Genomic DNA, 651 nt, shown 5'->3' on the forward strand with positions numbered 1-651 from the left:
GTCGAGGCCCGCAACCAGGCCGAAGCGCTGCTGCATTCCTCGGAGAAGTCGCTGAAGGAATATGGCGACAAGGTTTCGGAAGGCGAGCGCACGGCGATCTCCGACGCGATCGCGGCGCTGAAGACCGCGACCGAAGGCGACGACGCGGCCGACATCGAAGCCAAGAGCCAGGCGCTGGCCGAGGCTTCTATGAAGCTTGGCCAGGCCATGTACGAGGCTTCGCAGAAGGAAGCGGCGGAAGCCGACGCCAAGGCGGACGCCGCCAAGGACAGTGACGTTGTCGACGCCGATTTCGAGGAAATCGACGAGGACGACGACAAGAAGAAGTCGGCCTGAACCGTTTGACGGCAAGATAAAGCGAAAAGCCCGGCGAAGGCCGGGCTTTTTTGCAACCCCTTGCAGAAAAACAGCGGGCCTTGCTGAAAAAATGCAGGCAAAGCCGCGTCGACACTGGCATCCCCCTTCCATCGCACCTAAATCGAAGCGTCAGTGCCGGCAAGAGACGCAACAATGCTTCAAGACGTTGAGCATCCGGACAGCGGGAAAAAATGAAAGCTGATTTCTACGAGACGCTGGGCGTGCAAAAAGGCGCCGATGAGAAGGAGCTCAAGAGCGCTTTCCGCAAGCTCGCCATGCAGTTCCATCCCGATC

At 59.4% G+C, this 651-nt stretch carries 2 protein-coding genes; both read left to right on the plus strand.

Features of this window, described 5'->3' with window-relative positions; genetic code table 11:
* Positions 1-336: Hsp70 family protein (locus ENZ74_RS33615; RefSeq protein WP_164761494.1), on the plus strand; the 336-nt coding region annotated here is incomplete at its 5' end.
* Between the two features lie 212 nt (positions 337-548).
* Positions 549-651 (plus strand): DnaJ domain-containing protein (locus tag ENZ74_RS33620; RefSeq protein ID WP_164761495.1); only part of this gene is annotated, 103 nt, incomplete at its 3' end.

This window comes from Mesorhizobium sp. M7A.F.Ca.CA.002.15.2.1 (assembly GCF_003998715.1).
Taxonomy (GTDB): Bacteria; Pseudomonadota; Alphaproteobacteria; order Rhizobiales; family Rhizobiaceae; genus Mesorhizobium; species Mesorhizobium ciceri.